This window comes from Flavobacterium sp. 90 (genome assembly GCF_004339525.1).
Classification (GTDB): domain Bacteria; phylum Bacteroidota; class Bacteroidia; order Flavobacteriales; family Flavobacteriaceae; genus Flavobacterium.
The window spans coordinates 4,886,570-4,911,148 of record NZ_SMGE01000001.1; the positions used below are offsets into that span (position 1 = coordinate 4,886,570).

At 33.4% G+C, this 24,579-nt stretch carries 22 protein-coding genes; 12 read left to right on the forward strand and 10 right to left on the reverse strand.

Annotation, left to right across the window (positions count from 1 at the left end):
- The 3 genes from C8C83_RS19850 to C8C83_RS19860 all read left to right on the forward strand — a co-directional run bounded on the left by C8C83_RS19850 (window position 1) and on the right by C8C83_RS19860 (window position 4,524).
- Complete coding sequence (locus tag C8C83_RS19850; protein WP_121330310.1) at window positions 1–924, forward strand: PorP/SprF family type IX secretion system membrane protein; 924 nt, start codon at window positions 1–3, stop codon at window positions 922–924.
- A gap of 911 nt (window positions 925–1,835) precedes the next feature.
- Window positions 1,836–2,810 carry a ribonucleotide-diphosphate reductase subunit beta gene (locus tag C8C83_RS19855; protein ID WP_132011867.1) on the forward strand — a complete coding sequence of 325 codons (975 nt, stop codon included), beginning with the start codon at window positions 1,836–1,838 and terminating at the stop codon, window positions 2,808–2,810.
- A 13-nt stretch (window positions 2,811–2,823) separates the two neighbouring features.
- Window positions 2,824–4,524 (forward strand): ribonucleoside-diphosphate reductase subunit alpha, encoded by a 1,701-nt coding sequence (locus tag C8C83_RS19860; RefSeq protein WP_121330311.1) that lies wholly within the window; start codon window positions 2,824–2,826, stop codon window positions 4,522–4,524.
- 548 nt (window positions 4,525–5,072) lie between these two features.
- On the opposite strand, the gene C8C83_RS19865 is transcribed toward C8C83_RS19860, so the two are convergent.
- From C8C83_RS19865 to C8C83_RS19880, 4 genes are all read right to left on the reverse strand, one after another.
- The gene (locus tag C8C83_RS19865; RefSeq protein ID WP_199735310.1) at window positions 5,073–5,645 is read right to left on the reverse strand and encodes a Crp/Fnr family transcriptional regulator; all 573 of its coding nucleotides are present in this window, start codon (window positions 5,643–5,645) and stop codon (window positions 5,073–5,075) included.
- Window positions 5,646–5,648: 3 nt separating this feature from the next.
- A complete protein-coding gene (ribB, locus tag C8C83_RS19870) occupies window positions 5,649–6,311 on the reverse strand; it encodes a 3,4-dihydroxy-2-butanone-4-phosphate synthase (protein WP_121330312.1) in 663 nt (220 codons plus the stop codon).
- A 467-nt stretch (window positions 6,312–6,778) separates the two neighbouring features.
- Window positions 6,779–7,105 carry a multidrug efflux SMR transporter gene (locus C8C83_RS19875; protein WP_099708149.1) on the reverse strand — a complete coding sequence of 109 codons (327 nt, stop codon included), beginning with the start codon at window positions 7,103–7,105 and terminating at the stop codon, window positions 6,779–6,781.
- A gap of 73 nt (window positions 7,106–7,178) precedes the next feature.
- Complete coding sequence (locus C8C83_RS19880; RefSeq protein ID WP_121330313.1) at window positions 7,179–7,742, reverse strand: Crp/Fnr family transcriptional regulator; 564 nt, start codon at window positions 7,740–7,742, stop codon at window positions 7,179–7,181.
- Between the two features lie 287 nt (window positions 7,743–8,029).
- On the opposite strand from C8C83_RS19880, the gene C8C83_RS19885 reads away from it, so the two are divergent.
- Genes C8C83_RS19885 through C8C83_RS19895 form a run of 3 tightly spaced genes read left to right on the forward strand, consistent with a single transcriptional unit; the run spans window position 8,030 to window position 10,978 of the window.
- Window positions 8,030–9,043, forward strand: a complete 1,014-nt coding sequence (locus C8C83_RS19885) for an alpha/beta hydrolase (protein WP_121330314.1) — start codon at window positions 8,030–8,032, stop codon at window positions 9,041–9,043.
- A 24-nt stretch (window positions 9,044–9,067) separates the two neighbouring features.
- Window positions 9,068–10,087 (forward strand): MBL fold metallo-hydrolase, encoded by a 1,020-nt coding sequence (locus tag C8C83_RS19890; protein ID WP_121330315.1) that lies wholly within the window; start codon window positions 9,068–9,070, stop codon window positions 10,085–10,087.
- A 45-nt stretch (window positions 10,088–10,132) separates the two neighbouring features.
- Window positions 10,133–10,978 carry an oxidoreductase gene (locus tag C8C83_RS19895; RefSeq protein ID WP_121330316.1) on the forward strand — a complete coding sequence of 282 codons (846 nt, stop codon included), beginning with the start codon at window positions 10,133–10,135 and terminating at the stop codon, window positions 10,976–10,978.
- Between the two features lie 188 nt (window positions 10,979–11,166).
- Here C8C83_RS19895 and C8C83_RS19900 read toward each other — a convergent pair whose 3' ends face one another.
- The 3 genes from C8C83_RS19900 to C8C83_RS19910 all read right to left on the reverse strand — a co-directional run bounded on the left by C8C83_RS19900 (window position 11,167) and on the right by C8C83_RS19910 (window position 15,590).
- The gene (locus tag C8C83_RS19900; protein ID WP_121330317.1) at window positions 11,167–13,614 is read right to left on the reverse strand and encodes a sensor histidine kinase; all 2,448 of its coding nucleotides are present in this window, start codon (window positions 13,612–13,614) and stop codon (window positions 11,167–11,169) included.
- 401 nt (window positions 13,615–14,015) lie between these two features.
- Window positions 14,016–14,828, reverse strand: a complete 813-nt coding sequence (locus tag C8C83_RS19905) for an SDR family NAD(P)-dependent oxidoreductase (protein WP_121330318.1) — start codon at window positions 14,826–14,828, stop codon at window positions 14,016–14,018.
- A gap of 174 nt (window positions 14,829–15,002) precedes the next feature.
- Window positions 15,003–15,590: a TetR/AcrR family transcriptional regulator gene (locus C8C83_RS19910; RefSeq protein WP_121330319.1), complete on the reverse strand. Its 588-nt coding sequence runs from the start codon at window positions 15,588–15,590 to the stop codon at window positions 15,003–15,005.
- Between the two features lie 347 nt (window positions 15,591–15,937).
- Here C8C83_RS19910 and C8C83_RS19915 point away from each other — a divergent pair, with 347 nt between their 5' ends.
- On the forward strand, window positions 15,938–16,444 hold the full coding sequence (locus C8C83_RS19915; protein ID WP_121330320.1) for a GNAT family N-acetyltransferase: 507 nt from the start codon (window positions 15,938–15,940) through the stop codon (window positions 16,442–16,444).
- Window positions 16,431–16,919, forward strand: a complete 489-nt coding sequence (locus C8C83_RS19920) for a MarR family transcriptional regulator (RefSeq protein ID WP_121330321.1) — start codon at window positions 16,431–16,433, stop codon at window positions 16,917–16,919. Before C8C83_RS19915 ends, C8C83_RS19920 begins: the two co-directional genes overlap by 14 nt.
- A gap of 7 nt (window positions 16,920–16,926) precedes the next feature.
- Here C8C83_RS19920 and C8C83_RS19925 read toward each other — a convergent pair whose 3' ends face one another.
- On the reverse strand, window positions 16,927–17,769 hold the full coding sequence (locus C8C83_RS19925) for an AraC family transcriptional regulator (RefSeq protein ID WP_121330322.1): 843 nt from the start codon (window positions 17,767–17,769) through the stop codon (window positions 16,927–16,929).
- A 90-nt stretch (window positions 17,770–17,859) separates the two neighbouring features.
- Between C8C83_RS19925 and C8C83_RS19930 the strand changes: the two genes are divergently transcribed.
- A complete protein-coding gene (locus C8C83_RS19930) occupies window positions 17,860–18,858 on the forward strand; it encodes a hypothetical protein (RefSeq protein WP_121330323.1) in 999 nt (332 codons plus the stop codon).
- Window positions 18,859–18,912: 54 nt separating this feature from the next.
- On the opposite strand, the gene C8C83_RS19935 is transcribed toward C8C83_RS19930, so the two are convergent.
- Window positions 18,913–19,737, reverse strand: a complete 825-nt coding sequence (locus C8C83_RS19935) for a helix-turn-helix domain-containing protein (RefSeq protein WP_121330324.1) — start codon at window positions 19,735–19,737, stop codon at window positions 18,913–18,915.
- 278 nt (window positions 19,738–20,015) lie between these two features.
- Between C8C83_RS19935 and C8C83_RS19940 the strand changes: the two genes are divergently transcribed.
- The 3 genes from C8C83_RS19940 to C8C83_RS19950 all read left to right on the forward strand — a co-directional run bounded on the left by C8C83_RS19940 (window position 20,016) and on the right by C8C83_RS19950 (window position 22,996).
- The gene (locus C8C83_RS19940; protein ID WP_121330325.1) at window positions 20,016–21,248 is read left to right on the forward strand and encodes a PQQ-dependent sugar dehydrogenase; all 1,233 of its coding nucleotides are present in this window, start codon (window positions 20,016–20,018) and stop codon (window positions 21,246–21,248) included.
- Between the two features lie 121 nt (window positions 21,249–21,369).
- A complete protein-coding gene (locus C8C83_RS19945; protein ID WP_132011868.1) occupies window positions 21,370–22,233 on the forward strand; it encodes a helix-turn-helix domain-containing protein in 864 nt (287 codons plus the stop codon).
- Between the two features lie 259 nt (window positions 22,234–22,492).
- On the forward strand, window positions 22,493–22,996 hold the full coding sequence (locus tag C8C83_RS19950; RefSeq protein WP_121330327.1) for a hypothetical protein: 504 nt from the start codon (window positions 22,493–22,495) through the stop codon (window positions 22,994–22,996).
- 397 nt (window positions 22,997–23,393) lie between these two features.
- On the opposite strand, the gene C8C83_RS19955 is transcribed toward C8C83_RS19950, so the two are convergent.
- Complete coding sequence (locus C8C83_RS19955) at window positions 23,394–24,389, reverse strand: SDR family NAD(P)-dependent oxidoreductase (RefSeq protein ID WP_121330328.1); 996 nt, start codon at window positions 24,387–24,389, stop codon at window positions 23,394–23,396.
- Between the last annotated feature and the right edge of the window lie 190 nt (window positions 24,390–24,579).

Below are 24,579 nucleotides of genomic sequence, written 5' to 3' on the forward strand. Positions count from 1 at the left end.
ATGAGTACAAGTAAAAGAGTAATTATGAGAGTATCTATCATCAGACAAATTCTGTTTTTGGGTATAGTTTTATTGGTAACAAATACGGCTAGTGCCCAATTGAACAGATTCGAAGCCATGTATTATCAAAACCAATATTTGGGCAATCCTGCGATGGCTGGGCTAAATAAGGGTTTAAATGTAAACATTGGATATCAGGGACAGTGGGATGATGTACCGGGAAAACCTGTTTTAATGTATGCTACAGCCGAATATAATCCGGATAACAGACTTGCTTATGGACTTAATTTTAGCAGTGACAAAGCAGGTTTAATAACCAATACTAGAATTCTGGGAACTTTTGCTTATCATTTACCTCTTGACGAAGACGATCGCAAATTAAATTTCGGATTATCTTTTGGAGCTCGTTTTCTTTCCCTTGATAATAGTGCAATCACTGGAAACATTGATGATCCTTCTATTCAGAATTTTAATCAAGGGGGCGCTTTAGACGGTGATTTTGGAATTTCATATACGACTAAATTATTAACCATTCAGGCAGCAGTTCCCAATTTAAACAATGTGTTTTTTGAGAACGACAATGGCGAAAGAAGGTATGTAGATAATCAGACATTCTATTCAGCGATAAGTTATAAAATATTTTTATCCAGCCGAATAAATGATTTTAATATTGAGCCACTTTTGGCTTACAGAGGTATTAGAGGATTTAAGGATATAGTAGATATAGGAGGGAGATTCAACATGCCGGAATACAATATAAACATATCCGCAATGTATCACACTAATGAAGCTATTTCGGGAGCTTTTGGGCTTCAATTAAATAAACTTGGAATCTTTCTCGCGTATTCGAGTTATATCGGCAACAATGGAGCTTTCGCCAATGATACTTTTGAATTAGGATTGCGTTATAACTTTCTAGATTAGACTTTTTTCGCAAACTTTAAGAACTTAATATTTTAAACAGGAAAAGTAAAATTTCATCATTATTGGTGAAGTTTTACTTTTCCTGTTTAAGGATTAAATGGCTAATGATTTTTTCTTACAATTATTTTTGAATGAAAAAAATATAGTGTTTCATACCAAAAGAATTTTAACTAGCTTCTAAAAATTAAAATCTCTTTTTTTTTGAATTAAATAAAGTTTCAAAAAAGTTTCAAAAAAGTTTTTTTAGTCTAAAATCATTTTGAAGTTTTCGGGATTTATTGGCAGCATATTTTACTTAATCAAAATGAAAACAGTTTCAAATTAGCTTTAATGCTTTTATTTTAGGAGCAAATTATTTTTATCGCAATTGTTGAATTGAAAATTTCTCCTTCTGAGAAGGGTATTTATAAAAAATAGTTGAGGTTAAATGATTTATTGTGTAAATGTTTTTATGTAATGTGTTTAAAATTAAAATGTTAAGTAATTTTTGTCCATATTTTTACTTCTTCAAATGCAAATCCTTCTAAGTTTATTTTGATGATAAATTAGCGTTCAGTTTTCTTTCTCTAAATACATTTTTGTAATAAAAAACTTAAAATTTTATAACTTATTGTTGATAACTGTTTTCTAAAAGAGAGCATTTTATACTGCTTTTCATGTTCATAACTTTATTTAGAAACTTTATAAATAGCTATCAGTTTGGCATTTAGGAAGTATTGTGCATGTTGATAAAAAGTAATTTTTCTGCCCTTTTTCAGAGACAATAAACTGTTGATAATTGCCTTTTTTTTTAACATCAAAAGAAGGTCGAAAGAAGAACAGTGGCTTAATTTTGTAAGTATAAAAACAAAGTAGCTCTCCCCAAATGGCTGTTTTTTTCTTTTTTAAGTCACCATTTAATACTTATATATATGTCAATTTTCGATAGAAGAATCAACTATAAACCTTTTGAATATCCAGAGGTACTACAATTTACAGAAGCAATAAATAAAGCATATTGGGTTCATACCGAAGTCGATTTTACTGCAGATACACAAGATTTTCATTCGCATTTGAATGAAGCCGAAAAAACGGCAATCAAAAACAGTTTGCTGGCAATTGCACAAATTGAAGTTGCCGTAAAAAGTTTTTGGGGTAATATATACGAGCATTTTCCAAAACCGGAATTTAACGGATTAGGAAGCACATTTGCAGAGTGCGAATTCAGACATTCTGAGGCGTATTCCCGTCTTTTAGAAGTCTTGGGATATAATGACGAATTCGAGAAATTGATGGAGATTGCAGTGATTCGCAAACGTGTAGATTATCTTTCGGATGTACTTAAAGATACCAAATCACAAGACAATAAAAAGTATGTAGTATCATTGATTTTGTTTAGTATTCTAATCGAAAATGTATCACTTTTCAGCCAGTTTGCGATCTTATTATCTTTTACAAGATTTAAAGGATATATGAAAAATGTGAGTAATATCATTGCCTGGACATCTATCGACGAACAAATTCATGCCAATGGAGGTATTTTTATTGTAAATAAAATACGCGAAGAATTTCCAAATTATTTTGATGAGGAAACCTTGACATTAATTAGAGAAACAGTTAAGAATTCGATAGCTGTAGAAGCAGATATATTAGATTGGATTTTTGAAGATGGTGAAATCGAAACAATCAAAAAAGCTGATCTCGTAAATTTTATGAAGTTTAGAGTAGACGAAAGCCTTTCACAAATAAATATTCCAACGATATTTAATGTTCCGGCCGAAGATTATAAGCCAATGGCGTGGTTTGAAGAAGAAGTTTTTGCGAATAGTTTAGATGATTTCTTTGCAAAAAGACCGGTAGAATATACCAAACATGATAAAAGTATTACAGCAAACGACCTTTTTTAATTAGCCAAATAATATGAATACGATAATAGATACAATTTCAGGAAAGAGCGCTCCGTTAAGCGACGCAGACAATAAAATGTGGTGGAAGAATTCTGAAAGTGAACAAATATTAAACCGCGGATATCTTTTAAAAGGAGAAACTGTAGAAGGCGCAATTGACAGAATTTGTACCGCTGCCGCAAAAAGACTTTACAAGCCAGAGCTAAAAGATTCTTTTGTAGAAATGATCGAACGCGGCTGGATGAGTATTAGTTCTCCCGTTTGGGCAAATATGGGAACAGAACGCGGTTTGCCAATTTCTTGTTTTAATGTTCATGTTCCGGACGAAATCGAAGGAATCACACATAAGTTAGGTGAAGTAATCATGCAAACCAAAATTGGTGGAGGAACATCCGGATATTTTGGAGAATTACGCGAAAGAGGAAGCGCCGTAACAGACAACGGAAAGAGTAGTGGAGCAGTAAGTTTCATGAAACTTTTTGATACCACAATGGATACGATTTCTCAAGGTGGAGTTCGTAGAGGAGCATTTGCAGCATATTTAGATGTAGATCACCCGGATATCGAAGAATTTTTGAAGATTAAAAGCATTGGAAATCCAATTCAGAATTTGTTTACCGGAATCTGTGTGCCCGATTATTGGATGCAGGAAATGATCGATGGCGATAGTGATAAAAGACAAACTTGGGCAAAAGTTCTCGAAAGTCGTCAGCAAAAAGGATTACCTTATATCTTTTTTAGTGACAACGTAAATAAGAATAAACCACAAGTATATAAAGATAAAAATCTGCGTATAAATGCCAGTAATTTATGCAGCGAAATCATGCTTCCGTCAGATATTGACGAATCATTTATTTGCTGTCTTTCATCAATGAATCTGGAGCTTTACGAAGAATGGAAAGATACCGAAGCCGTAAAATTAGCCATCTTTTTCCTTGATGCCGTATTACAGGAATTTATCGAAAAAACAGAAGGTAACTATTATCTTTCGGCAGCAAATCGTTTTGCAAAAAGACACCGTGCGCTTGGACTTGGAGTTTTAGGATGGCATTCGTATTTGCAAAAAAATATGATTCCGTTTGAAGGTTTAGAAGCCAAAATGAAAACTACAGAAATCTTCCAGCACATAAGTGATAAAGCCGATAAAGCAACTCAGGATTTAGCGAGAATCTATGGAGAACCTGAATTATTAAAAGGATACGGACGACGTAATACAACCACAATGGCAATTGCGCCAACAACATCTTCATCAGCAATTTTAGGACAAACTTCGCCTGGAATCGAGCCTTTTAGCAGTAATTATTATAAAGCAGGATTGAGCAAAGGTAATTTTATGCGTAAGAATAAATACCTTAAAATATTATTAGAGAAAAAAGGCCTTGATAACGAAGAAGTCTGGAGAGAAATCATGCTTAACGGCGGAAGTGTTCAGCATATGAGCCAACTTTCTCAAAACGAAAAAGATGTCTTTAAAACCTTTAAAGAAATTAGTCAATTAGAGATTGTACAACAAGCGTCTATTCGTCAGAAATTTGTAGATCAGGGACAAAGTTTAAACTTAAATATTCCTGCCGAATTACCAATTAAAGAAGTAAACCGTTTAATGATCGAAGCTTGGCAACTTGGCGTAAAAAGCCTTTATTACCAACGTAGTCAAAGTGTATCAAAAGAACTTGTTACAAGCCTTGTTACTTGTAGCAGCTGTGAATCATAAAGGATTAACGTGTAGAAATCTTTGTCAAAGTTTTAAACTTTGACAAAGATAAAAGAATGTTTAATAGAATTCCGAAGGAATGTTTTATTTTGTAGCAACGGATTTTAATCCGTTGTAACGCAACGTAACCCCAATATTTGTCATTGCGAGGAACGAAGCAACCACACTAGCAAAAATCACGAATTGAATTCAGCAAATGAGATTGCTTCGTTCCTAGAAATGACACGATAGGGTTACAATTGCGAATGAATGATGGATTAAAATCCATCCCTACAATATATTTTGTTCCTACGGAACGTTTAATAGAATTCCGAAGGAATGTTTTATTTTGTAGCAACGGATTTTAATCCGTTGTAACGCAACGTAACCCCAATATTTGTCATTGCGAGGAACGAAGCAACCACACTAACAAAAATCACGAATTTAAGTCAGCAAATGAGATTGCTTCGTTCCTCGTAAAGACCAATCTTTGTCGAGTTTCTAGTGTGATTTCTCCTCCGTCGAAATGACAAGATTGTGGGTAAAATTGATATATTCAATTCACATTCTTAACTCTTAGATTTCAATCGGCTTAAAGTTTCTTGTGAAATATTTATATAAGAAGCAACTACTTTATTAGGCAATCGTTTTACAATTGCCGGATTTATTTTTAGCAATTGATTGTATCTTTCTAAAGCATCCATAGTGGTATACGACATTAATCTGTTGGTATTATTAACGTATGCTTTTTCTAAATAAGAGCAATAAAATTCTCTCCATTGCGGAATAATACCCATCAAATGATTAAAATCATCGTGACTGATATACAAAAGCTCTGATTTTTCTATAACCTGAATATATTCTGAAGAAGGTAATTTTGTTATAAAACTCACCAAAGCCGTAGCAAGCTGATTTTCGAAAGCGATGTAGCGAGTTACATCTTTTCCGTCTTCATTTATAAAATAGATTCTCAAACAGCCTTTTCCAACAAAGTAAGTATTCTGACTCGTTTGACCGTGCGCAAGCAAAAGATCGTTTTTACTTTGTTTCAAAGGTTTAAAGTAAGAAAGAATAGTGTTTAAGTCCTCGTCTGAAATTTGAATCCTCTTTTTTATAAAATCACCAAGTTGCTCGTATATCATCTTTTATTTATAATCTCTAACAAATTTGCGGTAATAGATAATATCTTCTATAGATAAAACTACCAATTCATTTTCTGCTGCAAAACTAATAATTCTGCCCAGTTTAGCCATACTTCCGTCAGGATTCATTAATTCGCACAGAACAGCTTCGGGTTTTAAATTTGCTAATTTCATTAAATCAATACTTCCTTCCGTATGCCCGTTTCTTTCGAAAACGCCGTTTTCTTTAGCACGCAAAGGAAAAATATGTCCCGGTCTTGATAAATCTTCAGGCAATGCATTTGTTGCGCAAGCAGCTTTGATAGTAGTAATTCGGTCCGCTGCCGAAACTCCGGTTGTAACACCTTCTTTGGCTTCTATTGTAATCGTAAACGGAGTTTGAAAATGACTCGTATTTTCTTTTACCAAATAAGGTAGATTCAGTTCGTTTGCTTTTTCATTCGTAAGACAAAGACAAACAATACCGCTGCATTCTCTAATCATCATTGCCATATCAGGAACATTTATATGTTGTGCAGCAAAAATTAAATCGCCTTCATTTTCTCTATCTTCATCATCTGTAAGTAGAATTCCTTTTCCGTTTTGGAGATGTTTTAATGCGTTTTCTACACGTTCCTGGCTGGTTGTTCCAAATTGTGTCAACGGACTTATTTCAGTACTTATCATTTTAATTCAGGTATATTAAGATTTTTGAACAGCAAATCTAGAAGTGTTTTAGATAGAAAAGTTTGACATAGGTCAATAAAACGGATCAATAAAAAAAACTATGGAGAAACATAAAATATTTTGTATTGAATAACCATTTAACCGCAAAGTTCGCTAAGATTTAATTTTACTTTACGCAAATAGAAAACACAAAGTTCGCAAAGCTAGATCAACACATAGCTTTGCGAGCTTTGTGTTTTTATAAAATCCGATATGCGTAAAAAATTTTGCGAACTTTGCGGTTAAATTCATCCTTAATTTTAATAACTCTACGGGTGTTGTATTGTACCAATAAAACGACATTTCGAGAATAAAGAATTTAAAAACAAAAAAGCCCAATTCAGGTGAATTGAGCTTTAAATAAATATCTTAAGTTAGCTTTAAAACTTCCGCTTAAGCGAAAGAAATAAAACTAAAATTACTTCTTATTAATGAGAAACAGCTTTAAGACCAATGATTGAACCAACTAAAGCGGCAAGAAAAAACAATCTCCAGAAATCAACGGGTTCCTTAAAAACAAAGATTCCCATTAATACAGTTCCTACAGCGCCAATTCCTGTCCAGACCGCATAAGCAGTTCCAATAGGCAAAGTTTCAGTAGCTTTAATAAGCAGTAACATACTTACGGTTAGCGATATAAAAAATCCTGTGTACCATAAATAAGCGTCCGTACCAACAGCTTCTTTTGCTTTTCCGAGACAAGTTGCAAAGGAGACTTCAAACAGTCCCGCAATAATTAGAATAATCCAGTTCATATTGTTAAAATTTTATGGTGCAAAGTTCCTTCTCCTGAGGCAAATAAAATTTAACAAATGATAAAAAATGAAATTATTTAATCTCAGCTCTAATTCTGCTTAAACTAACTTGTGTGATTCCAAGATAAGAAGCAATATGACCTAATTGAATTCTTCTAATTAATTCAGGATGATTGGTTAATAATTCCAAATAACGATCTGTGGCGTTTTTAAACTGGCGCGAAATCAGTCGTTCTTCGGTTTTTACAAGTTCTATTTCGGCAAATTTTCTGCCCCAGTTTGCAATATGAATATCAGAATCAAATAGTTTCTGAAGATCTTCTTTCTTTAATTCATAAAGTTCACAATCTTCGAGAAGCTCGATATCTTCATATCCTTTTTCGTCTTGCGTATAGCTTTTCATCGAGATTACGGTCTGACCTTCCTTTCCAAACCAAAAAGTAACTTCATTATCATTCTGATTTACATAAGCACGAACGATTCCTTTTTTTATAAAATAAATATTCGACTCCACTTTTCCAGCATTTAGAAGAATATGCCCTTTTGGATATTTTATCTGAGTGATATTTCGTTTTATCGCAGTTTTTGATTCTTCCGGTAATTTAAATATTTCGTCTAGAATTGTGTCGATTTCCATTTTGTGATTGTTTTGTTCTAAGATTAAGTCAAAAGTTTATCAAACTTTATAATAGAACGATAAAGTTATAAAAATTGCCGAATTAAGAGATAAAAGAATCTTGATGATATAAGAATCAAAACTGATCCGATTTTAGTGTTATATCGTCAATGTTTTTCAAATGATAACGAAATACAACTTTTTATGAGTTCTTAAAAAAGTGTAAAGTATTGAATTTAAAAGGTTTTATGTCTTAGGCACAATTCTAGCCTATTAGTAAGCATTTAATAACTTTTAAATATAAAATCATGAAATTAATTTCTAACCAAAATGTATGGTCAAAAGCTTCAAAAGGATTCTTTGGCCTGTTAATAATCAGCTTTTTATCATTTGCATCTTGCAATAAAAAAGAAGAAGCTACAAAAACCGTTGCTGATGAATCAACTATTACAGCAGATTCAGCAGTAACGAAACCAGCAGATCCGCCGGCAAATTTTAAACATGAAACTGCCTTGGTCAATGGTGTAAAAATTCATTACGTAATTGGAGGAAAAGGCGATCCATTAGTATTAGTTCATGGTTTTGGTCAAAACTGGTACATGTGGAATCGCCTGCTTCCTGAACTTTCGAAACACTTTACAGTTATTGCACCGGATTTAAGAGGAGTTGGAGAGTCAGACAAACCGGAAAGTGGTTATGACAAAAAAACAATGGCAACCGATATTCACGAATTGGTTAAAAAATTAGGCTACACAAATATTAATCTTGCAGGTCACGATATCGGGTTAATGGTCGCTTACGCATATGCGGCACAATATGGCAGCGAAGTAAAAAAACTAGCTTTAATGGATGCTTTGCTTCCGGGAATTGAGCCAGTTTGGTCGCAAGTTTCAGCTTCGGCATGGTGGTTTGGATTTTTTGCATGGCCAGCTTCAGGAGATATTGTTAAAGGAAAAGAAAAAGAGTTTTTGACAAATTTCTGGCCGATGGTTGGACACGTTAAAGATCCTTTTACTCCGGAAGAAACGGCAGAATTTGTTAGAGCATACGCAGTAAAAGATGCAGCAAAATCAAGTTTTAAATGGTTTGGAAACTTTCCGCAAGACGGAAAAGATAACTTGATCTTTATGAAAACAAAACTTAAAATGCCTTTGCTTGCAATGGGTGGAGAATATTTTGCAGCAGCATTTTTAAAAGATCATTCAAAATTAGTGGCAGAGAATGTAACCGAATCAAAAATTGCAGGTTCAGGACATTGGTTAGTTCAGGAAAATACAGCTCAGGTTCAAAAAGATTTATTGGCTTTTTTCCTTGCAAAATAACTTTATCAGAATAAAAAATATACCATGAAAACTAAAAACATTCTCTCAGGATTTACAGTAATTATCTTGTTTTTCCTTTGTAATACTGTGGCTTATGCGCAGTTTCCAATGCCGGATCATGTCCCGATTTGGGATGCGAATAAAGTGACTTTGAAATTGCATAAAATCGCAGAAAACGTTTATTCAGTAGCGCCAGAAACTGCCGAAGCCGAAACCTCAAAAGGAATTGCACAAGCGACTTCGGCAGGATTTATTGTTGGCGACAAAGGTGTTTTGCTTATCGAAACTATGTTAAGCAAAAGATTATACGACCAGCTTTATAAATTAATCAGAAGTGTGACTGATAAACCAATTGTATATGCCATAAATACGAGCGATCACGGAGATCATTGTTTTGGAAATTATTTACTTCCAAAAGAGACTATTGTTATTCAAAACGAATTCTGCAAAGAGAATCTTTCTAAAAATTACGACAATATCAAGCAGTTTATGATTATGCTTTTTGGCAAAGGAAGAGGAATCGAAGAGAGCGTTTATCGTCCCGCGGATATTACAATTCCAATCAATGAAACCATGAAAATAGATATGGGAAAAGGAAATGTTGTTGAAGTTATAAACGTAGGAACGGCGCAATCTCCGGCAGATTTATTCGTGTATTTAAAATCGGCTTCAGGAAATGTATTGTGGGCAGGAAATCCTTTTATTGCCGAAAGTCCAACAATTCCGTGGCTGTTTGATGGTTATTTTCTGGAACCCGTAAACAATCTGAACAAAATTTACAATATGATTTCTGATAAAGATATTGTCGTTCCAGGTCATGGCCGCATTACGAATAAAGCCGGAATAAAATACACAATTGATTATGTTGAGGCATTAAAAACAAATGTCGAAAATGCCGTTAAAAAAGGACTCACTTTAGAGCAGACAAAAGCTGCTGTAACAATGAAAGAATTTGATAAAGGATATGAACTTTTTAATTGGCTTCATTTTAATTTCAATGTTCCAAATGCTTATAAAGACATTAAAGAAAATGGAAAAAAATAAGTTTCCGTTTTATAAATGAGGAATAATAAACATAATAAAGAGATTATGAAAAATCAAGATAAAACATGGTTTATAACCGGAACATCCCAAGGAATCGGACTCATTTTAGTCAAACAATTATTGGCACAAGGATATAATGTAGCTGCAACAGCAAGAAATGCAGAAGCGCTTAAAAAAGCAGTTGGAATTTCATCGGAAAACTTTCTTCCGCTTGAAGTAAATCTGGTTGACGAATCAAGTGTAAAGCAAGCTGTAAAAGATACTTTGGCAAAATTTGAATCCATTGAATATTTGGTAAACAATGCCGGATATGGATTAATAGGCGGAATCGAAGAAAGTTCTGATGCAGAAGTCCGCGCCAATTTTGACGTCAATGTATTTGGATTGCTAAATGTTACAAGAGCAATTTTACCACATATGAGAGCAGCAAAATTTGGACATATTATAAACCTTTCTTCCGTATTTGGATTACTTGCCGGAGCCGGTTGGGGAATATATTGCAGTACAAAGTTTGCGGTAGAAGCCATTTCCGAAGCACTTGTTCAAGAGGTTAAACCTTTTGGGATCAAAGTGACACTTATTGAACCGGGTTATGTACGTACCAATTTTCTTAATAGTAGTTCGTTGATCACAACTTTGGAACCAATCGAAGCTTATACAGAAATTCGTGATGCAGTGCGTTCTCATCAGGAAGATCTTCCGGGGAAACAATTAGGCGATCCTGAAAAAGTAGCCGCATTAATTATTGAAGTTTCAAAATGGCCTCAACCACCGCTTCATTTATTAACGGGATCAGATGCGTATCAATTTGCGAATTATAAAATTGATTCTTTAAAAAATGAAATCGAAGTCAATAAAGAGTTTACTTTTTCGACAGATTTTGGAGCTTAAAACTCAATAATAAAAGGTTTTTTATAAGAACTAATTACACCAATTTCAAATTCATCTTTTGGAATTGGTGGTTAGTTTAAAGTGTAAAATCAGAATATATAAATTCAAATAAAATCTGCTCAATCTGCAAAATCTGCGTGAAAAAATATTTTAAACACATAGCTATGTGTTTAAAATTTTAGTTTACACTAAATCTCCAACTCTTTTTTAGTAATAGGAAGTTCAGCTAAAAATTCAATTTTCAAAACCGTTCCATTATGGTTTTCCATTGTGAATTTGGCATCAAGATCCGCACTTAATCCTTTGATCAGACTTAATCCAAAAGAGTTGATTTTCTTTGAAGAAAAGTCAACATCAATTCCAATTCCATTATCCAGAATTGTCAGTAAATAATAGTTATTTGAGGTCGCTTCGAGCGTTACATAAATCATTCCGCTGCGATCATCCGGAAAAGCATATTTAATCGAATTGGTAATCGCTTCATTCAAAATAAGTCCTAACGGAATTGCTTGTGCAACATCTAATTCCAAAGTATCAACTTTTATTTCAAAGCGTATTCTTTGCCCAAGATTAAACGATTCTCTTAAATATTCGACTAATTCCCGAATATAATTAGGCATATTTATCGTCGAAATATTATCAGAATTATAAAGTTTCTGATGAATCAATGACATCGAATGAATCCTGTGTTGACTATTTTTTATCGCTGACAAAGCCATATCATTATCCAAATAGGCCGATTGTGAATTCAAAAGACTGATAACTGTTTGAAGATTGTTTTTTACACGATGGTGAATTTCCTTTAAAAGCCATTCTTTTTCATGTAGCAAATGCCGCAGATTCGTGTTTTTTAGTTTAATTTCTTTTTCTTTAAGCGCTAGTTTGGCGTGATTTCGTTTTTTTAATCGGTAACGGTTATAAAGTAAACCAATTGTGATGGACAATAAAATCAAACTCCAGATCGAAAGAGTATTGAGCAGTTTTGATTTCTGTAATTCGCTTTTTTGTAATGAAGATTGATTGTTCAAAAAGTTGATTTTTTGTTCTTTATTCAGCGTTTCATATTGAATTTTAAGCTCTTCGATTTGTTTGTTTTTCGAAAAATCAACCAAAGAATCATTTAGTTTTTTATAGTTCTGAAAATGCTTCAACGCCGTTTGGTAATTGCCATTTAAAGAATCTATTAATGACAAAGAAAGTTCCAGATTCTCAGATGTATAATTTCGTTTATAAGCTTTTGAAAGCGTCAGAATCTTATCAGCATAAAATTTAGCTTCTACAGGTCTGTGTCTGTGCGCATAAAAAGCGGTCATTGATGAGTATGAATTTAGTACATCAAACAACGTTTCAGAACCTGTAAGTTTTTGTGCGTTGAGATCCATTTCTTTAAAATAATTTTCTGCCAGCGCATAGTTTTTCAAGCGTTCGTAGCAAACGGCTCTCACATTATTGACTATCATTTTATCAAAAACATCTGTTGGAGGATATTTTAGGACAATTGTATTGATATAATTGATGGCTTCCGTCGTTTTTCCTCTGGAGAAAAGTGCTGCAACAAGACTTACAAAACTTCTGTAAAAACCACCACTATTAATATTCTGATGTCCGGCTTCTACGCTTTTTTTATACAAATCCAACGCTTCTTCATAATGACCAAGAGTAAGATATACGTTGCCAAAACGGAGATAAAATACATCAGCAAAATTATAATCATTGATCGTTTCCATCGTTTTTACACTCTTTAGAGCATAATACAAAGCGCTTTTGGTATTGTAACGCAAAAGTTCAATGTAGGATATTGTGCCTTCGGTAAAGTGTGTATGTTTAAAACCGTATTGCCTTTGATAGTATAAATTTTGATAAAACTCTTTAAGCGCCAGTTTAATATTTCCGGTATAATAATGCACAGTGATAAGCCTCATGTGCATTTCTATTTTTTTGTCGTCTAAGCCTAAATCCGTATATAATTTTATAACTTCATTTAAAAGAATTTCCTTCTGTGGATCTTGGTTTGGCAAATATAAAGCTTGATTTGCCAATGCATCAGCCAATGCTTTTTTATCGTTTTGTTTCTTGCATTCGGCAACAACTTTTTCAAAGCAATTTTTGCTTTCAATTGGATTATTCGCCTGAGCGTAGTATTTACCAAGAAGCATTAAGCTCTGGTTTTGCCATTTCTGAATCTTGAGTTTATTACTAAGTTCAAGCGCTTCTTTTATATTCGAAAAAGCATTTTGAAGATCTTGCGGTTTTGTTCCCGGTTTAAAAAGGTAAAAGCTTCCAAGCTGAAGCAATAATTTAATTTTATCTGTATTTTTTGAATTTTCTAAAAGTTGATTTACAGCTTTGAAATTTCCTTTTTCGATAAATTCAGATCCGGGTAAAACACTTTCTTTGGAGTCATTAAATCCTTCGTCATACCTTAACGAAAGAGGTAAATTATAAGCTCTAACCGCTAAAACTGCCGAACTGTCTTCGTCGATTTTCCCCTGATTTTTTCCATACAAAAACATCGAACAAAGCTGAATCAAGACTCTCTTTTTCTTTAAATCGTATTGTGCTGTCGAAGAAGTTAATTGTGCAAAAGAAGGAACAGAAATAAAAACCAATAGAAGAAAACAATAACAGTGTTTCATAATTTACTAAGTATTTGTAATCTAGGTTTTAGCAGAATCAAATATAAGTAATAAACGAGGAGAACTGTTAATTTTATGAGGATTAAACTGAAATAACAAAGCTATTTATGATTATGATAGTAAAAGAGATCCTATTTCTAGAAATAGTAGTTTTTGAACGCAGAATATTCAGAATATCTATTCCTTTTTCTGGAATCAGTATAAAAGAAATCCGTTTTATCTGCGTTTTCGCTTTAGCGAATCAGTTAAATCAGCGTCTTTATAATAACGCAGATAAAACGGATTTACTTCGTAAAGACGCGGATAAAAACGGATTTTCAAATTTAATTGAAAAGCATAAAAAAACTGCGTAAAACCTATTCAATTTTACGCAGTTTTTGGAGTTATAAAAGAGGATTTAATTATCCGTGTGCAGCCACAGAAACATCAGCCCATTCTTCCCAGGTTGCAATTTTTTGCTCGTAAGTTTGTTTTGCAAAAGGCAATGCCACTTTTCCTAAAAATAAACGTAAAGGCGGATTTTCGGCTTCAACCAATTTAACAATCGCAGGTACAGTAGCGTTTGTTTTTCCGAAAGTATCAGGATCATGTCCTTCAGCAATTGCTTTTCTAATTCCTTCATATGCAGGAATACTTTCGCTGTTGAATCCGTTACCCCAAATATCAGTAACATAACCATTTGGTTCAACCAAAGTTACATTGATTCCAAATTGTTTTACCTCTTGAGCCAATGTTTCAGTAAGACCTTCGACAGCAAATTTAGTAGCATTATAAAGACCTAAATTTGGTAAAGTTGTGATTCCCAAAATAGAAGAAACCTGAATAATATGACCGCTTTTTTGATTTCTCATAGTTGGTAAAACAGCTTGAGTTAACCAAAGTGTACCAAAGAAATTTGTTTCAAATTGTGCTCTGGCTTCTTTTTCGCTAGCTTCTTCAACCGCTCCGTTTAAAGCGTAACCCGCATTGTTGATTAAGATATCGATTGTTCCAAAATGCTCTTGTACTTTTCGTACCACAGCAAACGAATCTTCGCGGTTGTTTACGTCAAGCGTAAGTGGTAAAATAGCGTCTCCGTATTTTGCCTTCAAATCATTAAGAGATTCAATATTTCTGGCTGTTGCAGCTACCTTGTATCCTTTTTCTAAAAATGCTTCTGTCCAGGCTCTACCAAATCCTTTTGTTGATCCTGAAATTAAAATTGTTTTTGACATGATATTTAATTATTAATGGTTAATTGTGAAATGTAAATTGTTAATTGTGAGATGTGAATTGATGTTTTGTGTAATTGTTATTCGTTTGTAATTGATATTGAATTTTGTGATTGTAATTGATATTGTTTTTTTATTTAAAATATGACCGAAAGGTCATTTTTTAGATAAAAAAAATTAGAGTGTGTTTTCCTCTATAATTTTTTTTAGCGTTTTTGTGATGATTTTCATCTTATCATTATTGCCTGAAACTCTCGAAATTAAGTGACCGCCTTCCATCATGGCAAACATTACGACTCCAAATTCTTCGGCATTCCATTCCGGATTAAATTCTCCGTTTGCGATTCCTTTATTGACAATATTGGTCAATAATTCTTGATTTGAGTTACAGCCTTTATTTATTTTCTCCTTTACAACAGGATTAGTATCATCAGCTTCAGTTCCAAAATTCAATAAAGGACAACCTCCCGTAAGAGGCGGATTTACAGCATTACTAAAGAAATCTATATACCTGTAAAGTTCCTCTTTTGCCGTTTTGGTTTTACTGATTTCAAGCAAAAGTTTATCAACTAATACCTTCATATTATGATCTACAGCAGCACAGGCAAGAACATCTTTGTTTTCAAAATGAACATACATACTTCCTTTAGACAACTTTGTAGCCTCCATAATATCACTCATAGCAGTTGCGGCAATCCCTTTTGTATTAAAAATTGGTGCTGCTTTTTCTATAATGAATTGTCTGGTTTCTTCTCCCTTTGTCATGATCGTTTCATTTATCGAGGACAAATATATGACCGATTGGTCATATATGCAAATCTTTTTTATTTTTTATGATAAGTTTCACATTTCTAGAGTCTTTTTTTGTTGTTAATCTCGCAAAGTCGCAAGGGCGCAAAGTTTTTTTTCGCTGATGATCTTAATTGCTTTAAGCTTTATTAATCTGTTGCAATAAATATAAAACTTTGCGCCTTAGCGACTTTGCGTGCATATTTCTCTGCAGCATAACGAGAATTTAAAAACTTCTTCTTTCTCAAAAAAATCATAAATTTCAAAAAATATTTTTATTTATGTATTTAACTACGTAGTTTTGTGTTTTAATTTTATTTGATATGAAACCTATAATTATTCCAATCGAAAATAAATATGCAGATGCTGTAGTAGATTTAGTTTTAAGCATTCAGCAAAAAGAATTTAATGTTCCAATTACATTAGAAGACCAACCGGATTTATTGAACATAACCAATTTTTATTATGCCAGTGGTGGCGGTTTCTGGGGCGCTTTTATCAACGAAGAATTGGTTGGTACAATTGCTTTGGTAAAATTCAGCAACTCCGAAGCTGCGATCAGAAAAATGTTTGTAAAAAAGGAATTCCGAGGAAAAGAGTTTTCAATTGCACAGAAATTATTAGAGACTTTGGTCGATTATTGTAGAGAAAGTGAAATCGATGATTTATATTTGGGAACAATATCGATCTTAGAAGCTGCTTTGCGTTTTTACGAAAGAAATAATTTTGTACGTATTGAGAAAGAATCACTTCCAAAGGCATTTCCGGTAATGAGCGCAGACAATGTATTTTGTCATTTAAAACTAAAAAATAAGGATGAATATTATTGATGAATCGGGAATTTTAGCCATTTCAACGCGATTACAGCGTCTAAGCGAACAATTACGCAAAGACGGCGCTTTGTTTTATAAATCATATGGAATCGATTTTGAGCCCAAATGGTTTCCGGTTATTTACACTTTACATCACAAAGGAGTTTTGAGCGTTGTCGAAATTGCAAACGAAATTGGTTATACACATCCTTCGACAATTAGTTTGCTCAAAGAATTAGAAAAGCAAAAACTGATTCGTTCGAAAAAAGATAAAATCGATGAACGTAAACGTCTTATTGTTTTAACCACAAAAGGGCAGGAGCTTATCTCAAAAATGGAACCTGTTTGGGGCGTAATGACTCAGGTTCTTTCTGATATTGCAGACAATCAGAATAATTTACTGAAAGCAATTGACGAAGCCGAAAATAAGATTTTGCACCAGAGTTTTTTACAAAGAGCTTTACAATTAAAAAGCGAAAACGAAAATCAATAATTAAGTTTTAAGCGCTCAAAGTTTTTTTTCTAAAAGCTGATGGAGTAGTGCCACGATGTTTTTTGAAGATTTTATTCAAATGACTTTCATCATTAAAACCCAATTCATTTGCAATTTCTCCCACACGCAAATCACTATAAAGCAATCTGTTTTCTACCAGTTTTATTCGGTATTTCGAAATATAATCTTGCAAAGTTTCGTTGGCTTGTTTTTTAAAATACCGTCCTAAATACGTTTCTGAAATACCAAACTTCTCGCTCATAACTGTTACGCTCAGTTTTTCAGGTTCATAAATATGAGTTTGAATGTATTCTAATAATGAATGTGTCTTTCCATCCGATTGTTTATTGATATTTTCCGGTAGATATTCAGAGATATTTCGGGCAATAATTACAATCAAAGTATTGATTAATAGCTGAATAAGTTCAGTATTGTACAAAGTTGGATTGTGGTATTCATGTCTGATTGCTTCGATAACCGGATGAACAAGATTTTTATCCGTAATTCTTTTCAAAATACATCCGGGCTGATGATGCGCATGATGTAAAATATATTCAAGTTTATAAAGATTATTAGAAGTAAAAGGTCCGTTTTTGATATAAATATCAGTAAAACGCAACTGAAAAACAGTCGTTTTTTCCTTTATTTCTAAAGAATGAAAATCCTGAGGTGTAATTAAAAATAAATGCCCGGGTTCGTACGACAATCGATTTTGATTGATAGTTTGAATTCCGGTTCCGGATACAATATAAAGCAGTTCAAAGAAATTATTTCCCACTTCAGTTTGTAGCGATTCTGTTATTTCGCTAAAAATAACTTCATACGGAAGATATATATTATTCTTTATCATAACCTCTTATTACTATATTAACGAAGAATATTACAATTTATATTTTGCTAAATCAGTATAATTTTGCTAAAAGTTAAACTTAATATTTTAATGATGAATAAAATCGATTACAAAATCGCACAACAAAAATTTGAAAAACAGAAAATTACATTGCCAATTGCACCTGCATCTTTTTTTGCTATGACATTGGGATTAGCAGAAACAGGAAATGCGTGGAGAAACGCGACACCATTATGGAATTTACCAAGTTATATTGGCGAAATTTTAGAAGTTCTAGCTGTACTTTCGTTTATTTGGTGGTTAACACTTTATTGCAACAAATGGATTCAGCACAGAAAATTAGCGGTAAGTGAATTCAATGATCCTGTTCAATCTTCTTTTTTGGCGCTGATTCCTGAGTCTGTAATTTTGGTTGCAATTGCCATTCATGTTTATGATTATTCAATTGCTATTGCTTTATTTTGGATAGGTTCAGTATTAAACCTTCTTTATGGTGCGTACAGACTTTCGGGTTTATGGACAGAGAAACGTGAAGCGCATCAAACAACACCATCTTTGTTTTTGACCTTTACCGCAAGTATTTTGGTTAATGCTCTTGCAGCGGGATTGTTGGGATATACAAATTACGGATTTGTACTTCTTGGAATCGGAACTATCTCATGGCTGATTATGGATTCTGTAATTACAAATCAATTGATTGTGGGCGGACTTGCTGCTAAAACAAGAAATTTTATGGGAATTTATATGGCGCCTGTAGTTGTTTTATTTGTTGCGTATCAGGTTTTGACAGGAAAAACTGGTAATATTTCAATTACTTACGCATTAATGGGATATGCTTTATTTCTCTTTGTTTCGATAACTTTTGCTATAAAATGGTTGAAAGAACAAGCTTTTGCACCGGGATATTGGGCTTATACTTTTGGGATTGCTACTTTGTCACAGGGATTGTCAATTTTTGCTTTAAAAACCGCTGATTTTACGGTCATGATATTGGCTTTAATTGTTTTTTGTCTAACAAATATTGTCGTTTTAGGAGTAGTAATTGGATCTGTTAAACTTGTTTTGAAAGGTAATTATTTTCCAAAATAAATAAGATTCAATATTTCTAACCAAATCAATAGTATTGTGATAGCTAATATTGCTTTATATATTGATTTGGTTATTGATGCTTATTAATTCTGTCGCAGTATAACCAAATTGTTTTTTAAACGCATAAGAGAAATGCGATAAGTTCTCAAAACCAACTTCATAACAAACATCAATTGTTTTTTTCTTGTTTTTGCTTAGCTGATAATGGGCGAGATCAAGCCTTTTTTTAGTCAGCCATTTTTGCGGAGTTGTATCGAAATATTTTTTAAAATCCCGATTAAAAGTCGACAAACTTCTTCCGGTAAGATATCCAAGTCTTTCCAGCGGCATATTGAACATAAAGTTACGTTCCATAAAATTGACCAAATCAATTTTTCCCGGTTCTTCAAAATTCGCCAGAACATTATCTATTTCAGAATCAATCGATCTTAGAATACTAATGGCTTCGGTTATTTTTAAGTCGGCGATATTTTCGGGAAGTGTTGTAATCTCAAAATACGGAATCAATGACGCCAAACAGCTTTCGAGTAACGGATGATTGTTATACGAATATATTTTTGAAGATATATTGGTCTTTGGTTTTACATCCAGATTTGCATAGAAATCTTTCAGTTTTTCAGTTGATAAATGCATTACGACGGTTTTATGAGGTTGTCCGTCTTTTGGATAATTTATAATCGTTGCAAGTTGATTTCTGGGAATCAGAAAAATATCTCCTTTCTTGAAAACATGAATTCCATCAGTTTGTACAATCTTGGTTTCGCCCGAAATAAACCAAACCAACATATGCAGATCAAACATTACATCTGATTTGAAAAACTTATCTTCATAACAAGAAAGTTTAATATCCGGCGTTATATATTGTGCTTCGTATTCCATTTTTTCGAGTAAGTTAGACGTTGTATTTTTTTTTCGATTATATCATGCGTTAAGCAAAGTTAGAGACATTTTCGCAAGGTTTAAATCTTTTCTGTCTTTAGTTTTTAATGTTATCTAGTTTATCGTTAAGATGTGGGAATTATATTTAGAATAGTATAATTGTATAAATTTTCTCATAAATTGTATAACTTTTTTTAATTTTAATTCAAGATTTTTGTTTTGTTCTAAATTACAATATCTACCATTTGTATTTTTTTAATCCTTAAAATCCCAAACCTATGAGAACTATTAACCAGATTACTATTGTTGCAAGTGTGCTAATGACCTTATTTAGCTGTGCAAATGACAAAGACAAAGATGTCGATTCAAATCCAGGTACAACCACGAATCCTGTAGAAGGAAATGCTGCCAACACAACTTATAAACCCGCATTTGCAGGGCAAACCCGTATAAATGGAGTTCAAACCAATACACCATATGCAGGAGTTGTTCTTGCTACAAGCTTAACAAGTCCTTGGGGAATAAAAAGTCTTCCCGATGGCAGATTATTAATTACGGAGAAAACCGGAACGATGCGCATTGCAACTACCGCCGGAGTTTTGAGTGCTCCAATAACTGGTATTCCTGCTGTTAATGCTGCCGGACAAGGTGGTTTATTAGGATTAACTATTGATCCTGAATTTACTGCAAATCGAATGATCTACTGGGTTTTTGCAGAAGCTACAACAGGCGGAAATAATACGGCTGTAGCCAAAGGAAAATTATCTGCTGACGAAAAAACAATCGAAGGAGCGACCGTAATTTACAGAGCTAAACCTGCCAACGCAAGTACGCTACATTATGGCGGACGTATTCTTTTTGATAAAACAGGTTTTCTTGTCATAAGTACGGGAGAACGTTCTGTATTAGAAACAAGACCATTGGCACAATCAGTTGCAACAGGTTTAGGAAAAGTAATCAGAATAACAAAAGACGGGCAGCCTGCAACTGGAAATCCTGTTTTTACACAAACCGGAGCTTTACCGGAATTGTATAGTTATGGTCATAGAAATCCGCAAGGTTTAGCGCTTAATCCTGTGACAGGCGACATTTGGCTGGCAGAACACGGACCAAGAGGTGGAGATGAAATTAACCGCATAAAACCAGGCGCAAATTACGGATGGCCAACAATTACATACGGAATAGAATATAGCGGAGAAAAAGTTGGTGCGGGAATTCAGCAGCAAGATGGTTTAGAACAACCTGTTTATTACTGGGATCCCGTAGTTTCGCCAAGCGGAATGACTTTTTATACCGGTAATCGTGTTCCTGAATGGCAAAATAACCTTTTCATAGGCGCTTTAAGCGGAATGCATATTGTGCGTCTTGCCATAAAAGACAATAAAGTGATTGGTGAAGAAAGACTTCTGGCTTCAGAAAACCAACGTTTTAGAGATGTAACACAAGGAAACGACGGGGCTTTGTACGCCATTACAGATGGTGGAAGACTTTATAAAATCGATAAAAAATAAAAATCAATTTCAACATATGTTCTTTTATGATAAAAGAATGCAAAAAATGGCGCTGTATAGCGCCATTTTTTTGTTAGGCAAAAAACGTTAAGTATATTTGATACAGCTTAAAACAAAATCATTGAAGAATAAAATTACAACATACTCGCTCGCACATCATAAGAGTTTGTTTAGCAATATCAACAATGATAAAGATTATTTTTATGTTCAGGCAAAAGATCATCCGTATATCAGCGAACCTTATCGGGCAGAAAGTTACGCCATAGAATTTCTAAGAAAGGGCAGTATTGTCATGCAAACCCGTCTAAAAAAAGTTGTAGTTCATGCACCCGCTATAATCACATTAGGACCTTCGGTGATTAGAAGTTTTACAAAAGACAGCGCCGAAATTTTAATCGATATTATCTTTTTCAAACCACAATTTTTTCTTCATAATCAGGCAAATGTTTTCTTCCTGACACAATATGATTTTTTTGATAATAGCGAAATGCACGTTTTCAATCTCGACAAAAAAAACAAACTAAAGTTTGAGCAAATCTTTTCGTTACTAAGAGAATCGCTCGACAATAATTCAAATCATCAACCTTCGATTCTGAGAGGTTATCTTTATATTCTAATTTACGAACTCGATTTTATAAAGCAGACAATCTTAACCGAAACAACCCAAAATTCTTTGTTCGAAAAGTTTAAAGAAATACTTTTTAAAGATTTTATAAACCAAAGATCAGTTCAATATTATGCTGATGTGCTTAATGTCACCAGAAAATATTTATCAGAAGTCATCAAAAATAATAGCGGTAAAACAGCCAGCAATTGGATAGAAGATATTGTGATTCTCGAAGCCAAAGTACTACTTCAGAACAAAGACCTGACAATCAACCAAATTAGCGATATACTAAATTTCCCGAATCAATCGACTTTTGGTAGATTTTTTAAAAAAGCAACAGAAATCTCGCCACTCGAATATCGTAGAAAAAACATTTAGACTATTAATGATACTTTGGGCGAGCCACTAAATTAAAAGATTTTAGATTGAAGATTAACGATTTTTGATTTACCCTGTTTCAAGCATCTGAAATCAAAAATCGTTAATCAAATTTCGTCAATCATTTTTTCCATTTAAAAATCACTTCCCGACTTTTCGAACAAAACAGAAGACATTTTGCTCTTTTCTAATAGTAACAATCATCGCAACTTTGCCATAAATAGTAGAAAATTTAATATTCAGTAATAAAATATAAAAGATGACTAAAGCAGCAAGATTCGTAGTGATAATAAATGACAATATCGTTTGGATGGAAGAGAAAGCTCTTAAGTTTTATGCTGATTTATTTGGATCATCAAAAGAAATAGGAGAGAAGTATGCAACGGAAAATCTATCAAAGCAAGAGTTTTTCAGAATTCAAAATGATTTTTCGATCGAAATGTTGATGGTTTACGAAAACGAAAATCCTTTGTCTTTTATGAAGTTAAATTCGTCCCGACTTTCAAATCAAAATATTGAAGCCAACAAAGCAATTGGATTAGAAGACATCGTTTATTTTAATCCGGATGATTTAATTTTACTCTTTAAACGTGCCGAAGAAATTGCCTTACAAAGAAAACACGATTTGATTTGGGCAAAAGCTTTTGAAATTGATGTTGTTTTAATCAAAACTTTAAAATCTCTAGGATATCAGGAATTCATTTATAAAAATGAAAATAATCAGGAAAATCCAAACCAACTTTACTTTAAAAAAGCACTTTAGTTTTGCCATATTTAGGATGATTTATAATCGTCGCCAACGGAATAATTATGTTGTTTTTTAATTTTCAATAATGTTTGTACAGTTGCTTGCATGTGCGTACAGAGTTCAGGAGCGAGATTTTTTGAATAGGCTCCGGCTAAAGCACAATGTAATTAAGTTAAGCTTTTAGAAAATAAAATCCGTTTTTATCTGCGTTTTTACGAAGTAAATCTGTTTTATCCGCGTCAAATTTAGACGCTGATTTAACTGATTAGCTAAAGCGAAAACGCTGATAAAAACGGATTTTTCTAATTACTTTCGTGATTAAACTGTTAAGTAATTTTGTAGATTCCCCTTAAGTTAATGTCATTGAACTAAAGCAGGAGGCTATTCAATAAAATAAAAAAGACATCCCATCTTAAAGAACATCAAAACTTATTCCCGTCATTTCTTCGCTTAGCAACCATAATCTTTTGGCATTGTCTTCGTCAAGCGAATATAATTTTACTCCGGGAGTTACAGAAGAATCGGTTGCAATTGAAGCAATTTCGGCATCTTCACAATACACACCGCCAATATCTTCAAGAAGCGGACTCGTTGCGCACCAAACCGTTGTTGCCGCGCCTTGCGGAATCGTTTTTAGATTTGCCAGTATTTCAGGTCGAATATTCCCATTGGCATCACATAATCCCATTTTCTGAAATAAATCTAAAGAAGCTTCTCTAGCAAGTTCCGTTCCATTGATAGATCCCGGATGTAAGGAATAAGATCTCACGCCAAAATCTTTAGCACGATTATCTAATTCCAAAGCAAATAAATTACAAGCTGTTTTGGATTGTCCGTAAGCCTGTAAAGTTTCGTATTCTTTATGTAAAAAGTTAGGATCATTAAAATCAAAAGTACCAAACTGATGTCCTTGCGATGAAACGCTTATTACTCTCGCAGCTTTGGCTTTTTTAAGCGCTGACCATAATCTCGCGGTAAGTTGAAATTGTGCCAAATAATTCGTAGCCAATTGCGATTCGATTCCGCGATTGTCACGACGATAAGGAACCCACATAATTCCGGCATTATTAATCAATAAATGTAAAGATCTTCCCGACGAAAGAAATTTTTCTGCAAATGTGTTTATAGAACCGGAATTCATTAAATCCATAATTTCCAGTTCGACATTCGGAATATCTTTTAAGTTTTTCTTTGCTTTCTCAATATCTCTTGCAGGAACGATTACTGTCGCTCCGGCTTCGGCAAGAATTTTTACAGTTTCTAAACCAATTCCGGTGTTACCGCCTGTTACAATTGCAATTTTTCCCGTAAGATCAATTCCTTTGATAACTTCGTTTGTTGTTGATTTTGCATTAAATCCTGAACCAATTGGTTTTTGGAAAGTTCCCTGATAATTGTTTGTTTTCATTTTGTGCACTTTTTAAGTAATTGTTATAAAGCAAAGTTATTGGGAACTTAAAAGGCGGAGTTTGTTCAGAATGTCATTTTGCTTTGTTTAAAACGTCATTTTGTTTTTGTTTGATTTTGATAAAGGTGTAGTCCCTACGGGACATTTTTTCTGGGTGTGATAAGTTTGTTACCAATATTTAACTCCTAGC

Coding starts and splice junctions, on each gene's coding strand:
- C8C83_RS19850 (WP_121330310.1), top strand. CDS start 1: ATGAGTACAAGTAAAAGAGTAATTATGAGAGTATCTATCATCAGACAA.
- C8C83_RS19855 (WP_132011867.1), top strand. CDS start 1,836: ATGTCAATTTTCGATAGAAGAATCAACTATAAACCTTTTGAATATCCA.
- C8C83_RS19860 (WP_121330311.1), top strand. CDS start 2,824: ATGAATACGATAATAGATACAATTTCAGGAAAGAGCGCTCCGTTAAGC.
- C8C83_RS19865 (WP_199735310.1), bottom strand. CDS start 5,645: ATGATATACGAGCAACTTGGTGATTTTATAAAAAAGAGGATTCAAATT.
- ribB (WP_121330312.1), bottom strand. CDS start 6,311: ATGATAAGTACTGAAATAAGTCCGTTGACACAATTTGGAACAACCAGC.
- C8C83_RS19875 (WP_099708149.1), bottom strand. CDS start 7,105: ATGAACTGGATTATTCTAATTATTGCGGGACTGTTTGAAGTCTCCTTT.
- C8C83_RS19880 (WP_121330313.1), bottom strand. CDS start 7,742: ATGGAAATCGACACAATTCTAGACGAAATATTTAAATTACCGGAAGAA.
- C8C83_RS19885 (WP_121330314.1), top strand. CDS start 8,030: ATGAAATTAATTTCTAACCAAAATGTATGGTCAAAAGCTTCAAAAGGA.
- C8C83_RS19890 (WP_121330315.1), top strand. CDS start 9,068: ATGAAAACTAAAAACATTCTCTCAGGATTTACAGTAATTATCTTGTTT.
- C8C83_RS19895 (WP_121330316.1), top strand. CDS start 10,133: ATGAAAAATCAAGATAAAACATGGTTTATAACCGGAACATCCCAAGGA.
- C8C83_RS19900 (WP_121330317.1), bottom strand. CDS start 13,614: ATGAAACACTGTTATTGTTTTCTTCTATTGGTTTTTATTTCTGTTCCT.
- C8C83_RS19905 (WP_121330318.1), bottom strand. CDS start 14,828: ATGTCAAAAACAATTTTAATTTCAGGATCAACAAAAGGATTTGGTAGA.
- C8C83_RS19910 (WP_121330319.1), bottom strand. CDS start 15,590: ATGACAAAGGGAGAAGAAACCAGACAATTCATTATAGAAAAAGCAGCA.
- C8C83_RS19915 (WP_121330320.1), top strand. CDS start 15,938: ATGAAACCTATAATTATTCCAATCGAAAATAAATATGCAGATGCTGTA.
- C8C83_RS19920 (WP_121330321.1), top strand. CDS start 16,431: ATGAATATTATTGATGAATCGGGAATTTTAGCCATTTCAACGCGATTA.
- C8C83_RS19925 (WP_121330322.1), bottom strand. CDS start 17,769: ATGATAAAGAATAATATATATCTTCCGTATGAAGTTATTTTTAGCGAA.
- C8C83_RS19930 (WP_121330323.1), top strand. CDS start 17,860: ATGATGAATAAAATCGATTACAAAATCGCACAACAAAAATTTGAAAAA.
- C8C83_RS19935 (WP_121330324.1), bottom strand. CDS start 19,737: ATGGAATACGAAGCACAATATATAACGCCGGATATTAAACTTTCTTGT.
- C8C83_RS19940 (WP_121330325.1), top strand. CDS start 20,016: ATGAGAACTATTAACCAGATTACTATTGTTGCAAGTGTGCTAATGACC.
- C8C83_RS19950 (WP_121330327.1), top strand. CDS start 22,493: ATGACTAAAGCAGCAAGATTCGTAGTGATAATAAATGACAATATCGTT.
- C8C83_RS19955 (WP_121330328.1), bottom strand. CDS start 24,389: ATGAAAACAAACAATTATCAGGGAACTTTCCAAAAACCAATTGGTTCA.